This window comes from Oerskovia gallyi, assembly GCF_014836745.1.
Lineage (GTDB): Bacteria > Actinomycetota > Actinomycetes > Actinomycetales > Cellulomonadaceae > Oerskovia > Oerskovia paurometabola.
Window position 1 is genome coordinate 38,095 of record NZ_JACSQE010000016.1, and the last position, 12,502, is coordinate 50,596.

The 12,502-nt window shown below is 73.9% G+C and carries 10 protein-coding genes; 7 read left to right on the plus strand and 3 right to left on the minus strand.

Going from position 1 to position 12,502, the window contains the following annotated elements:
- Window positions 1–52 precede the first annotated feature (52 nt).
- Window positions 53–2,536, minus strand: a complete 2,484-nt coding sequence (locus tag H9640_RS17405) for a DNA gyrase/topoisomerase IV subunit A (protein ID WP_191792039.1) — start codon at window positions 2,534–2,536, stop codon at window positions 53–55.
- 193 nt (window positions 2,537–2,729) lie between these two features.
- Here H9640_RS17405 and H9640_RS17410 point away from each other — a divergent pair, with 193 nt between their 5' ends.
- The 4 genes from H9640_RS17410 to H9640_RS17425 all read left to right on the plus strand — a co-directional run bounded on the left by H9640_RS17410 (window position 2,730) and on the right by H9640_RS17425 (window position 8,299).
- Window positions 2,730–5,720 (plus strand): bifunctional acetate--CoA ligase family protein/GNAT family N-acetyltransferase, encoded by a 2,991-nt coding sequence (locus tag H9640_RS17410; protein ID WP_318243825.1) that lies wholly within the window; start codon window positions 2,730–2,732, stop codon window positions 5,718–5,720.
- A 61-nt stretch (window positions 5,721–5,781) separates the two neighbouring features.
- Window positions 5,782–6,381 (plus strand): DUF5998 family protein, encoded by a 600-nt coding sequence (locus tag H9640_RS17415; protein WP_191792040.1) that lies wholly within the window; start codon window positions 5,782–5,784, stop codon window positions 6,379–6,381.
- On the plus strand, window positions 6,378–7,550 hold the full coding sequence (locus H9640_RS17420) for an alkaline phosphatase family protein (protein WP_191792041.1): 1,173 nt from the start codon (window positions 6,378–6,380) through the stop codon (window positions 7,548–7,550). The genes H9640_RS17415 and H9640_RS17420 overlap by 4 nt, the downstream gene beginning before the upstream one ends.
- 83 nt (window positions 7,551–7,633) lie before the next feature.
- On the plus strand, window positions 7,634–8,299 hold the full coding sequence (locus H9640_RS17425; RefSeq protein WP_191792042.1) for a thymidine kinase: 666 nt from the start codon (window positions 7,634–7,636) through the stop codon (window positions 8,297–8,299).
- 49 nt (window positions 8,300–8,348) lie between these two features.
- Here the strand turns inward: H9640_RS17425 and sepH are convergent, their stop codons facing one another.
- Window positions 8,349–9,638, minus strand: a complete 1,290-nt coding sequence (sepH, locus tag H9640_RS17430) for a septation protein SepH (protein WP_191792043.1) — start codon at window positions 9,636–9,638, stop codon at window positions 8,349–8,351.
- A gap of 133 nt (window positions 9,639–9,771) precedes the next feature.
- Here sepH and H9640_RS17435 point away from each other — a divergent pair, with 133 nt between their 5' ends.
- The 3 genes from H9640_RS17435 to H9640_RS17445 all read left to right on the plus strand — a co-directional run bounded on the left by H9640_RS17435 (window position 9,772) and on the right by H9640_RS17445 (window position 11,822).
- On the plus strand, window positions 9,772–10,422 hold the full coding sequence (locus H9640_RS17435; RefSeq protein ID WP_307824109.1) for a trimeric intracellular cation channel family protein: 651 nt from the start codon (window positions 9,772–9,774) through the stop codon (window positions 10,420–10,422).
- Window positions 10,423–10,425: 3 nt separating this feature from the next.
- On the plus strand, window positions 10,426–11,283 hold the full coding sequence (locus H9640_RS17440) for an inositol monophosphatase family protein (protein ID WP_318243826.1): 858 nt from the start codon (window positions 10,426–10,428) through the stop codon (window positions 11,281–11,283).
- Window positions 11,284–11,522: 239 nt separating this feature from the next.
- Window positions 11,523–11,822, plus strand: a complete 300-nt coding sequence (locus H9640_RS17445; protein WP_030152516.1) for a DUF4193 domain-containing protein — start codon at window positions 11,523–11,525, stop codon at window positions 11,820–11,822.
- Between the two features lie 88 nt (window positions 11,823–11,910).
- Here H9640_RS17445 and H9640_RS17450 read toward each other — a convergent pair whose 3' ends face one another.
- Window positions 11,911–12,429 carry a DUF3093 domain-containing protein gene (locus H9640_RS17450; RefSeq protein ID WP_191792045.1) on the minus strand — a complete coding sequence of 173 codons (519 nt, stop codon included), beginning with the start codon at window positions 12,427–12,429 and terminating at the stop codon, window positions 11,911–11,913.
- Between the last annotated feature and the right edge of the window lie 73 nt (window positions 12,430–12,502).

Below are 12,502 nucleotides of genomic sequence, written 5' to 3' on the forward strand. Positions count from 1 at the left end.
CCCCCCCCCCCCCCCCCCCCCCCCCCGGCCCGTCCACCCAGGGACGGGAGGCTCAGCCGACGCCGATCGCCGTGATCGGCACGTCGAGCGGCGCGCCCGAGCCGTCGCGGCGCTGGTCGACGGGTGGCAGCTCGACGGGCTGACCGGCGGAACCGACGGCCCGGCCGGGGCCGCGGCCGACCCACGCGAGGATGAGCGTGTCCTCGCCCTTGAGGAACCGCTGGGCACGCACGCCGCCCGTCGCGCGACCCTTGCCGGGGTAGAGCTCGTACGGCGTGACCTTGCCCGAGCCGGCCTGTGTGCCCGGTAGCGCGTCGGAGGCCCCGGCGACGGTCACGACCGTCATGAGGTCGCGGCTCGCGGCGTCGATCACGCCGAAGAACGTGACCTGCTGGCCCGGGGCCAGCTTGATGCCCGCCATGCCGGCTGCGCTGCGTCCCTGCGGGCGCACGGCCGACGCGTCGAAGTGCAGCAGGCTCGCGTCGGAGCTCACGAACACGAGCTCGTCCGCGTCCGTCACGGGGGCCGCGCCGACCACGGCGTCGCCCTCCTTGAGGGAGATGACCTCCCAGGAGTCCCGGTTGGTCGGCACGTCGCCCGCGATGACGCGCTTGACGACGCCGCCCGCGGTGCCGAGCGCGAGCGTGGGCGCGTCGGGGTCGAGGGACACGATCGTGATCGGCTTCTCGCCGGCCTCGAGGCTCACGATCTCGCTCAGGGGCACGCCGCCGGACAGGCTCGGGGCGCCGTCGGTCGGGGGGAGGGCGGGCAGGTCGAGCACCGAGAGCCGCACGACGCGCCCCTTGCTCGTCACGAGCCCCACGTCGCTGCGCACGCTGGCCAGCACGGCGCCGTTCAGGGCGTCGTGCGAGTGGCGGCGCCCGCCCGTGCCCGGCTCCGTCGCGTCGCCCGTGCGTGCCAGGAGCCCCGTCGCGGACATCAGCGCCCAGCACGGGGTGTCCTCGACCTCGAGCGGGACGGCCGAGATGGTCCCCAGGACGCCATGCGCGGACGTGGGGGACGCTCCCGCGGACTCGAGCAGGATGGTGCGTCGCGGGGTCCCGTAGACCTTCGCGACCTCCTTCATCTCGGCCGAGACGACCGCGCGGAGCTTGGCGTCGTCGCCCAGGATCTCCTCGAGCTGGGCGATCTCCAGGCGCAGCGCCTCCTGCTCCTTCTCGAGCTCGAGGCGCGAGAACTTGGTCAGGCGCCGCAGCCGCAGCTCGAGGATGTACTCGGCCTGCGGGTCGGACAGGTCGAAGACCTCGCGCAGGCGGGTGCGCGCCGTCTCGGCGTCGTCGCTCGACCGGATCACCTGGATGACCTCGTCGATGTCGACGATCGCGAGCAGCAGACCCTCGACCAGGTGCAGGCGCTCCTTGCGCTTGGCGAGGCGGTAGGAGCTGCGACGACGGACGACGTCGATGCGGTGGTCGACCCACACCTGGAGGAGCTCGCGCAGACCGAGCGTGCGGGGCTGGCCGTCGACGAGCGCGACGTTGTTGATGCCGAACGAGTCCTCGAGCGGCGTGACCTTGTACAGCTGCTCGAGCACGGCCTCGGGGTTGAAGCCCGTCTTGATCTCGACGACGAGGCGCAGCCCGTGCGCGCGGTCGGTCAGGTCGGTCGCGTTGGTGATGCCGACGAGCTTCTTCGACTTCACGCCCTCGGCGATCTTCTCGATGACCTTCTCCGGCCCGACGAGGTAGGGGAGCTCGGTGAAGACGATGCCCTTGCGCTTGGCCGTGATGTTCTCGATGCGTGCGGTGGCCCGGGTGCGGAACGAGCCGCGGCCCGTGCGGTAGGCGTCGCGGATGCCGTCGAGGCCCACGATCTTGCCGCCGCCCGGCAGGTCCGGCCCGGGGATGAAGCGCATGAGCGCCTCGAGGTCTGCGGTCGGGTGCTTGATGAGGTGCTGCGCCGCAGCCACGACCTCGACCAGGTTGTGCGGCGCCATGTTGGTCGCCATGCCGACCGCGATGCCCGCTGCGCCGTTGACGAGCAGGTTGGGGATCGCGGAGGGCAGGACCTCGGGCTGGGTCAGCTTGTTGTCGTAGTTCGGGATGAAGTCGACGACGTCCTCGTCGAGCCCGACCGTCATGGCCATGGCGGCGCTCGCGAGCCGCGCCTCGGTGTAGCGCGGCGCGGCCGGCCCGTCGTCGAGCGACCCGAAGTTGCCGTGCCCGTCGACGAGCGGCAGGCGCAGCGAGAACGGCTGGGCCAGGCGCACCAGGGCGTCGTAGATCGCGGTGTCGCCGTGGGGGTGGAGCTTGCCCATGACCTCGCCGACGACGCGCGCGGACTTCACGTGCCCGCGGTCCGGGCGCAGGCCCATGTCGGACATCTGGAACAGGATGCGGCGCTGGACGGGCTTGAGCCCGTCGCGCGCGTCCGGCAGGGCGCGGGCGTAGATGACCGAGTACGCGTACTCGAGGAAGGACCCCTCCATCTCCGTCGTGACGTCGATGTCGATGATCTTCTCGTGGACCTCGCTCGGGTCGAGCGGGGCTTTCGAGGCGGACGGTCTGCGCGCCATGGGTCGTCGGGCTCCTGCGGGTCGATGGGTCGGGTGCTTCGGTGCGGTCGGCAGTGCGGTCGGCGGGCCGGACGGCCGGGCACGAGTGCTCGTCGGCGAACGGTAACGCGGCCCACCGACATCCGGGCCCTCATTCTCCCGCGCGCCGGGCGCGCCGCTGACCAGCGTCGCTCCGACCAGTAGCCTAGGGCGGGTGAACGGACACGACGTCCCGGCCCACCCTGACCCGGCGCCGCACCCGGACCAGTATCCGGTCGAGTGGGAGGCCGACGTCGTGCTGCGCGACGGCACGACGACGCACGTCCGCCCCATCCGGCCCTCCGACGCCCCGGCGCTCCAGCGCTTCCACATGGGCCAGAGCGAGCGCTCGACCTACCTGCGCTTCTTCGCGAACATCGAGCGGCTCTCGGACCGGGACCTCGAACGCTTCACGGTCGTCGACCACTCCGAGCGCGTGGCGCTGGTGGCCGTCAAGCGCGTCGGCCAGGACCTGCGCGAGGACATCATCGGCGTCGCGCGCTTCGACAAGGTCACCCCCCACGAGGCCGAGGTCGCCTTCAACATCGCCGACGCCGAGCAGGGGCGCGGGCTGGGGTCGGTGCTCCTGGAGCACCTGGCTGCCGCGGCCCGCGAGCGAGGGGTGCGCAGGTTCACCGCCGAGGTGCTGCCGCAGAACGGCAAGATGCTCGCGGTCTTCCAGGAGGCCGGCTACGTCGTGAGCCAGCACGTCGACGACGGGATCGTGGCGGTGAGCGTCGACCTCGACCCGACGGACCGCTCGCGCGAGGTCATGGCGGACCGCGAGCACCGTGCCGAGGCCCGGTCCATGCACGGCCTGCTCACGGCCCGCCGGGTCCTGCTCGTGGGTCCCGGCCCGACGGCGCCGCCCGGCACCGCGGACCGGCTCCTGGCCGAGCGCGTGCTCGCGAACGCGCTCCGCGACCCGGGCGACGGGACGTTCGAGGTGGTCGGCATCGCCGCGCCCCCACTCCTGCCCGGTGGCGAGCACCGCGAGGAGCGTCACGGCGGAGGGGACCCGAGCCCGGTCGACGACGGCCGGGACGACCAGCACGGTCATGGCTCCGCGCACGGGCACCTGCACGACGCCGCCGTGGCCGCCGAGCTCGTCGAGGAGCTGGTCGAGGAGCTCGACCACGAGGCCGCCGCGCCCTCGGTCCGCTTCAGGGACCGCATCGCGGACGTCACCGGGCCCGTCGACCTCGCGCTCCTGGCGCTGCCTCCCCGCGAGGCGATCGCCGCGACGGCCGAGCTCGAACGCCTCGGGGTGCGCGCCGTCGTCGTGCTCTCCGCGGGGTTCGCCGAGACCGGTCCCGACGGGCTCGCGCTCCAGCGCGACCTCCTGCGCACCGCGCACACCGCGGGCATGCGCGTGGTCGGCCCTGCGACGTACGGGCTCCTGACGACCCACGCCGGGCACCGGCTCAACGCGAGCCTCGCGGAGGAGGTGCCCCCCGCGGGCAGCATCGGGATCTTCTGCCAGTCCGCGCCCACGGCCGTGACGCTCCTCGCGACGGCCCTGCGCCGCGGCATCGGCATCTCGTCGTTCGTGTCCGCCGGGCACCGCGCCGACGTCTCGGGCAACGACCTCATGCAGTTCTGGCAGGACGACCCCGAGACCTCGGTCGTGTGCCTGTACCTCGAGTCGATCGGGAACCCGCGCAAGTTCTCGCGCATCGCGCGCCGCCTGGCCTCGGTCAAGCCCGTCGTGGTCGTGACCGCCGGACGCTCGGGGCAGGTCGTGCCGCCCGGGCACGCCGTGCGTTCCACCCGTGCCCCGCGACGCACCCTCGACGAGATGCTGCGCCAGTCCGGCGTGATCCACGCCGAGAACACCCACCACCTCGTCGACATCGCCCAGCTCCTCGCGAACCAGCCGCTGCCGACCGGGCGGCGCATCGGGATCCTCGCGTCCTCGGCAGCGCTGACGGCGCTCGTCGCCGAGGCCGTGGTCTCGGCCGGGCTCGTGGTCTCCGACCGCTCGACCTTCCTGCCCGAGGACGCCGACGACGAGCAGATCGAGAGCGCGGTCGCGGCGCTCTACGCCCCCGACGCGTGCGACGTCGTCGTCGCGGTGCACGTCCCCACCGTCCGACCCCGCGTCGGCACGGTCTCGCGGGCCGTCGCCCGGGCCGCCGCGGCGAGCGGGCGCACCACGGTCGCGAGCGTCCTGGGGCTGCACGGGCTGGCGACCGAGCTCAGTGCGCAGAACCCGGCCGACCCCGACGGGCCACGCCTGCACGTGCCCGCCTACTCGACCCCGGAGGACGCGGTCGCGGCGGTCGGCGCGGTCGTGGGGTACGCGCGCTGGCGCGACGCCGACCACGGCACGGTCGAACGCCCGGCGGGGGTCGACTCGGACCGTGCGCGGGCGATCGTGGAGGGCGCGCTCGCGGGGGACTCCGTGGTCGAGCTCGACGCGGACACGGCGTCCGCGCTCCTCGCGGCCTACGGCATCGAGCTGTGGCCCTCGCGGCGTGTCCGGACGGCCGACGAGGCCGTGGCGGCGGCGCACGAGATCGGCTGGCCGGTCGCCCTCAAGAGCACCGCCGAGTCGCTCCGCCACCGTGCGGACCTCGGGGGAGTGCGCCTCGACATCGGTGACGAGGACGAGCTGCGCGACGACGTCGGGCAGATGCGGGCCTCGCTCGCGGCCGTGCTGCCCGCGGGGAACCCCGGGCGGACCGCGCCGGGGGAGGACCGCGACCCGGACGCCGATCCCGCGGGAGACCGGCCGACAGGCCCCGCGCCGTTCGAGGTCCAGCGCATGGCCGACGCGGGTGTGGCGTGCGTCCTGCGCTCGACCGAGGACCAGCTCTTCGGGCCGGTCGTCTCGTTCGGTCTCGCGGGCGACGCGGTCGACCTCCTGGGCGACGTGAGCTACGGAGTACCCCCGCTCACCGACGTGGACGTCGCCACGATGGTGCGCTCGATCCGCGCTGCGCCGCGCCTGTTCGGCTACATGGGGGCGCCCGTGGCGGACACCGCGGCGATCGAGGACCTGCTCGCGCGCATGTCGCTCATGGCTGACGAGCTGCCCGAGCTGCGCAGCGTCGAGCTGTACCCGGTCGTGGTCGCCGAGCACGGCGCCGCGGTCCTCAGCGCGCGTGTCCAGGTGGCCGGCGCGCAGCGCGCCGACGCCCTGCGGCGTGCGCTCCCGGGCTGAGCCGTCCACAGGTGCGCGGGCGGGCTGGCCCCGCCGCGCCGCACGGTGGGAGAATGCGCGGGTGCCATCTGCTGAATCCCCCTCCCGGACCGACCTGACCTCCCAGCTGCGCCGCGCGGGCTACTACCCGGAGCTCGTGCAGGACGTGCTCGACGTCGCGATCGCCGGTGAGGACCTCGTGTCCCACCTCGTCTACGTCGAGACGACGTTCGACGTCGAGGTCCGCCGCCACCTCACGGTCCTGGTCCTCACGCCGACCCGCCTGATCACCGCGCACGTCGACGACCACCCCGCGGACAGCGAGAACCCGTCCGCGTCGGCCGCGGCGACCACCGAGTCGGTGCCGATCACCGAGCTGCGCTCGGTCTCGCTCTCGCACGTGGTCGTGGACCCGGAGAAGCACCGCAGCGGCACGCCGCCCATCGAGGTGACCCTCGCGATCGGCTGGGGGGCCGTGTCCCGGGTGGACCTGGAGCCGGCCCAGTGCCCGGACCCGGGATGCGAGGCGGACCACGGTCTGACGGGGCAGATCACGCCCGACGACATCGTGGTGCGCGTGAGCGCCGAGGCGGAGGGCCGTGACGCGGTGCGCAACGCCCTCGCGTTCGCCAGGGCGCTGTCGGCCGCGACGGCCCACGGCGTGGGCCGGGCGAGCCGGTGACGGTCCTGCCCGAGGTCCTCCCGGACGGGCTGCTCGCGCCGCGCTACGACGGGCTCGCCCTGAGCTCGGTGCTGCCCGGCGCCGCCGGTGCCCTCGGCGTGGACCTCACGACCTCGACCGGCACGCGTTCCCTCCAGGCCCGCGCGGACCTCGGCCTGCCCGCCGCCGACCGCGTGTGCGTCGTGCTGGTCGACGGCCTGGGCCACGAGAACCTCACCGAGCGCGCCGGCCACGCGCCGTTCCTGCGGTCGCTGCTGGGCTCCTCTCGAGTCCTCACGTCGAGCTTCCCCAGCACGACGGCCGCGGCGATCGGCACGTTCGGGACGGGAACCTCTCCCGGTCGCACCGGGATGCTGGGCTACACCCAGCGTGACTCGGTCTCCGGCCGCCTCGCGAACATGGTCTCGTGGGAGGGCGCCGCGGACCCGCGCACCCTGCAGCAGGAGCCGCCCGTGCTCGAGCGCCTCGCCGAGTCCGGGCTCGAGGTCTCGTCGGTGGGCCCCGCCCGGTTCGCGGGCTCGGGCATGACCGTGGCCGCGCTGCGCGGCGCACGCTATCTCGCGGCCGAGTCCATCGCGGACCGCGTCGACACCGTGGCGTTCGAGCTCACGGCCCCCGGGATCGTCTACCTCTACTGGGGCGACGTCGACAAGGCCGGTCACCACCACGGCTGGCGCTCGCGGCAGTGGGGCGACGCGCTGTCGGACCTCGACCGCGAGCTCGGACGCCTCGCCCGGTCCCTGCCGCACGGCACCCTGCTGATCGTGACGGCCGACCACGGCATGGTCGACGTCGACCGCTCGAAGCGCTGGGACGTCGCGAAGACCCCGGAGCTGGGGCGCGGCGTCGAGCTCGTGGGCGGCGAGCCCCGTGCGGTGCACGTCTACGCCCGCGCGGACCAGGCCGCCGCGGTCGCGGCGCGCTGGTCGTCGGTCCTGGGGGACCAAGCGGTCGTGGCGCTGCGCGAGGACGCGGTCGCCGCGGGCTGGTTCGGGCCCGTCGCGGACCACGTGCTCCCCGCGATCGGGGACGTGGTCGTCGCGATGCGTGGCCGTGCCACGGTCGTCGACTCGCGCACCCAGACGGCGGCGTCCCTCCAGCTCGTCGGCGTCCACGGGTCGCTGACCCGCACCGAGATGCAGGTCCCCCTGCTCGCCACGACCACCTGACCGGGACTCCCGTCCCGCCCGGCCCGCGCCCCGCGCCCGGGCGCCCTCAGGGGACCTTCCCCGCACACGAAAGGCCCACGACCGTGGCAGAGCTGGTCTTCTTCTCCGGCACGATGGACTGCGGAAAGTCCACCCTCGCCCTGCAGCTCGACCACAACCACTCGGCGCGGGGCCGCACGGGGCTCAAGTTCTCCCGCAACGACCGTGCGGGGACGGACCGGCTCTCCTCGCGCCTCGGCCTCGAGGTCGCCGCGCACGAGGTCCGTGACGACACCGACTTCTGGTCGTTCGTGGTCGACGCGCGTCGGCACGGCGAGACCGTGGACTACCTGATCTGCGACGAGGCGCAGTTCTACTCGACGACCCAGGTCGAGCAGCTCGCTCGCCTGGTCGACGAGGTCGAGATCGACGTCTTCGCTTTCGGCATCACGGCGGACTTCCGCTCGCACCTGTTCCCGGGCTCGGCGCGGCTCATCGAGCTGGCGGACCGTGTCGAGGTGCTCCAGGTCCAGGCGCTGTGCTGGTGCGGCGCGAGGGCGACGCACAACGCGCGCACGGTCGACGGCTGGATGGTCGTCGAGGGTGCGCAGGTCGTGGTGGGCGACACCGACAGCGCGAGCGAGGTCGCGTACGAGGTCCTGTGCCGACGGCACCACATGCGACGCATGACCTCCGCCTCGGCGCGGCTGCGCTCGACGAGCGGGGACGGTCTGGCGCTCGACCTGTCGGACGACCCGGCGGCGGGCTGAGGGCGACCGCGGCGACGCGGGCGGGCGGTGGCCCGCCCGCGGTCGCTCGTCAGTGCTCGGGCTTGGCCCCGAAGACGATCTCGTCCCAGCTGGGCACGCTCGCGCGGGGCTTGCGCCCGCTGCGCCGCGGCTCGGCCGGGGGAGTCGCGGGCCGGCTGCGTTCTTCGGCGTCGTCGCGGTGGGCGCGCGCGGTGCCGACCGGTGCGTGCTCGTCGGACCCCACGTCGGTCGACCGGTCGTCCCCGGAGAGGTGCTCGTGGCGGCCCGATCCCGCGGGGTGGGCGTCGCGCGCGGCCTGGTCGGGAGGCTCCTCGGCCGCGTCCTGGCTCTCGTCCTGGCCCGCGTCACGGCCCGCGTCACGGCGGGCCGACCGGGACGGGTGAGCGCCGTCGTCGGGCCGGTGGTGCGCTCCCTGGCGCCCGACCTGACCCAGGGTGATGACCTTGGCTCCCGCGGACTCCTCGTCGCCGCGCGCGTCGTCGCGGCGCGAGGACCGGTCGCCCAGGTCGAACGTCTGCGGCGGGCCGAAGCCCTCGAAGAGCGCCGGGTCGTCGTCGCGGTGCTGACGCACCCCGCGTCGTTGGCTCAGGTCGTCGAGGATCGAGGTCGTGTCCTCGTGCAGCGGCAGGGGTTCGACGACGGGGACGTCCGCAAGGCCCTCGGACCGGTCGGTGTCCGGACCTCGCTCGGGCGACGCCGCCGACGGGGCCTGCCCGCCGCCGCGCGCCGCGTGATCGAAGATCGCGCCCCGCACGCCCCGCACGGGTTCCTCCTCGGGCATGGCCCCGGAGAGCCAGCGGGCCTCGTCCTCGAGCGCGTGCAGAGACCGGGACGAGGGGTCGTAGGACCAGCGGGCGCTGCGGGCGCGGTCCCCGATGAGGAACAGGGCCGTGACGGTCCACGCCGCGCCGTGGGGGCGGGCCGCGGACCACTCGACGTCCTCGGGCTCGACGCCGCGGGCCGTCAACCGTTCCGAGACGAGCTCGCCCAGGGTGGGGGAGGACTCGTCGTGCCCGAGGCGGTTCTTGCGCACCTGCTCGACGACGAACTCCTGCTCGGCGAGCACGGGCCCCTCGAAGCGGCGCACCTGCTCGATCGGGATGCCCGCCTTCTCGGCGACCTCCCGGGCGCTGTGCCCGGCGCGCAGCTGGGACTGGATCTCGCGCACGGGAAGGACGCCGGGGGCCTGGGCGCGCAGCTGTTCGAGCTGGGTGCGGTCGCGGCGCACCGCGGCGCGCAGCGCGTCGTCGATGGGCAGCGTGAACCGCGCACCGTCGGCCCCGGTGAGGACGAGGGTCTCCCCGTCCTCGTGCAACCTCACCAGCTCGAGCTCGTTCATGAATCCTCCAACGCCGTGCAGACCGGCTCGTCGCCGGTGGGCCTGCACTCCCGAGAGTGCCATCCCGGATCGCCGTCGCGGCGCAGGCGGCTCGGTGTGCCGCGTTCCGGGGTCTGCTGGGATGATTCTCCCCGTGATCGAGTTCCCGATGGACGACGTCCTCGAGCTGGGCGCTGTGTTCTGCGCCGCACTGTCCGGCGGTCTGTCCGCGATCCGCAAGTCCTTCGACATCTTCGGGGTGCTCGTGCTGGCCTGGGCGACAGGCCTGGGCGGCGGGATCCTGCGCGACGTGCTGATCGGCGCGACGCCCCCCGTGGGGATCTCGAGCTGGCGTCTGGTGGTGGCGGCACTGGCCGCGGGCGTGGTCATCTACTTCTTCCACCCGCGCCTCGAACGCATGCGGCGCGGCATCGTCGTGCTCGACGCGGGGGCGCTCGCGCTGTTCGTGATCGTCGGGACGACCAAGGGTCTCGACTACGGGGTGGGCCTCATGGCCGCGGTGATCGTCGGCACCCTGACGGGGATCGGGGGCGGGATTCTGCGCGACCTGCTCACGAGCGAGGCGCCGCTCATCCTCCAGGACCGCCAGCTCTACGCCGTGCCCGCGATCGTGGGGGCGCTCATCACGGCCGTCCTGTGGCGCGAGGGCTGGCTCACGGGGTGGACACAGCTCGCGACGATCGCGCTCATCTTCGGCTTCCGGCTGGTCTCGCTGCGGCTCGGCTGGACCGTCCCCGGCCCGTGGTCGGGTCGTCGGGGCGGAGCGGGGTCGGGCAGGATGTGAGGCGTGACCTTCTTCATCGATGACCCCCGCCTGCCCGACGACGTCACGATCGCGGGGCTGCGAGCCCTCGCCGAGCGCCTGGCCAGGGAGGCCGGGGCGCTCGTGCGCGACGGCCGGCCCGAGCACGTCGAGGTGGCCGCGACCAAGTCGAGCGCGGTCGACGTCGTGACGGCCATGGACGCCGAGTCCGAGGCCCTGCTGCGGCGCATCATCGCCCGCGAGCGGCCCGACGACGCGATCCTCGGCGAGGAGGAGGGGGCGTCGGCGGGCACGTCCGGGCTGACCTGGGTCATCGACCCGATCGACGGCACGGTGAACTACCTGTACTCGGTCGCCTCGTACGCGATCTCGGTCGCCGTGGTGGCCGGTCCGCCCGACCCGGCCGAGTGGACCGTGCTCGCGGGCGCCGTGCACTCGATCGTCGACGGCCGGACCTGGACGGCCGGGCTCGGCGCCGGCGCGACCCTCGACGGCGAGCCCGTGGCCGTCAACCCCGCGGGCCCGCTCGCGACCTCCCTCGTCGGGACGGGCTTCGGGTACGACTCCGACCGGCGGCGCCACCAGGCGCAGGTGCTGGTGGACGTGCTGCCGCAGGTGCGGGACATCCGTCGGCTCGGCTCGGCCGCGATCGACCTGTGCCTCGTCGCGACCGGCAGCCTGGACCTGTACTACGAGCGCGGCCTCAACCCCTGGGACCTCGCGGCGGGAGCGCTCGTCGCGCAGGAGGCGGGCGCCACGGTGACGGGGCTGCGCGGGCGGGCGGCCGGGGTCGAGATGACGGTCGCCGGTGCGCCGCAGGCCGTGTCGGACCTGGTCGTGGTCCTGGAGGCGGCCGGTGCCGATTCCGACGGCGCCCCGTGAGGGAACCCGTCGGGCCTGGTGAGGGGTGACGAGGACCACTCGCGTCGGGGATGCGCCGGGGCGGTAAATGGTGCAGAATCCGTTCGCCCCCGGGAACAATTCCTGGTGGCTGAGCATTACACCGCGTACACCAGTCAGGACGTCCAGCAACACGTCCTACGGAGTGCCTGTTCGACGGCCTTCGCCGGACCGAACGACCCCCATGTTCGACCACGACGTTCCGGAGTGTGACCCCACAGATGGCAACTGACTACGACGCCCCCCGCAAGAGCGAAGAGGATCTCAGCGAGGACTCGATCCAAGAGCTGCAGGCTCGTCGCTCTGACAAGAGCTCGGGCGTTGTGGACGAAGACGAGACCGAAGCTGCGGAAGGGTTCGAGCTCCCGGGCGCGGACCTCTCCGGCGAAGAGCTCTCGGTCCGCGTGCTGCCTCGACAGGCTGACGAGTTCACCTGTTCGAGCTGCTTCCTCGTGCACCACCGCAGCCAGCTCGCGTACGAGAAGAACGGGCAGCAGATCTGCTCGGAGTGCGCGGCCTGACGGCCTGAGCCCCAACGACGGACGGCCCCCCGCCACCCCTCGAGGGGTGGCGGCCGTCCGCGCGTCCGGGGTCAGCGGGGGCGCGGGCTCAGCGGGGGGACGGCCCGGCGTCGGACGCGCTGCCCGTCCCTGCGCCCGCCGCGGGGGCGCTCGCTGCCAGGGCCGCGGCGAGGTCGGCCGCGTGCCGGGTGGAGACGAGCCAGTACGGGGTCGGGTCGGCCGGGTCGACGAGCTCGACGCGCACACCGGTTCGTGCCCAGGCACGCAGGCAGACGTACGCACGGGCGTCGAGCGAGGGCCCGAGCTCGCGCGTCATGGCCGCGCGGTCGAGCGCCGTGACGGACCCCAGGAGCGACGTCGGGATCGTGGCCCGACCGGCGCGCAGGACAGGAAGGCCGTCGGGGCCGGGGGACACCGAGACCACGGGCGAGGTCCACCACGCGAGCACGAGGAGCACCACGAGGGCCACGACCGCCGTGCTGATCGACAGCACGTCGTCGACGGGCCACAGCGCCACACCGAGGATGACGGCGAAGGCGGCGGCGGCGGACCACCCGCCCGGACCGGGGAGCAGGCGTTCGCTGTAGGCAGGGGCAGGCTGAGGCATGTGCCCATCATCCCAGGTCCTTCCGACGTGCTCGCCGTGCGTGGGGAGGGAGCGGGAGCACGGCCTGCTGTCC